This window comes from Clostridium sp. C2-6-12, assembly GCF_009928485.1.
Lineage (GTDB): Bacteria > Bacillota > Clostridia > Clostridiales > Clostridiaceae > Clostridium.
Genome location: NZ_JAABNP010000095.1, coordinates 1 through 615 on the forward strand (window position 1 = coordinate 1; position 615 = coordinate 615).

The 615-nt window shown below is 35.6% G+C and carries 1 pseudogene; it reads right to left on the reverse strand.

Going from position 1 to position 615, the window contains the following annotated elements:
* Positions 1 to 615, reverse strand: a pseudogene (locus GXK56_RS27520) (transketolase); the annotation flags it as partial.

Sequence of the window (615 nt, forward strand, 5' to 3'; positions counted from 1 at the left end):
GCTTAGCTAATCTGTTTATCATTACTCCTGAAGATTCTCTTGTAGCCATTTCTTTATCAAAGCTCCAAAGTTCTTCATTATTTAATAATGCTTCTTTATCTAATTCGCCGCTCATCCATTTAGTATATTCTGCTGCTAATTCTGGATAAGCTGCTGAATAAGCTTTGAATAATTCATTCCATGCTGATTCAGCCTTTTCACCTTTTGCTATGTGTTCGTTCATGTTTGCGTAAACTTCGTCTGGTACATAAAAAGCAGGTTCAGTCTTCCAGCCTAAGTTTTCCTTCATTGCAGTTACATTATCTGCTCCTAAAGGTTCACCATGAGCTGATGCTTTTCCTTGTTTTGCTGGGCAACCAAATCCAATTTGGTTTTTAACTATTATAATTGATGGTTTTGTAGTTTCTGCTTTAGCTTCTGCTATTGCAGCTTCGATTGAATCTATATCATTTCCATCTGCAACCTTTAATACTTGCCATCCATAAGCTTCATATCTCTTAGCCACATCTTCTCTAAATGCTATATCAGTATGTCCTTCAATTGAAATGTTATTTGAATCGTATAATACAACTAATTTTCCAAGTCCTAAAGTTCCAGCAAGTGATGATGCTTCTC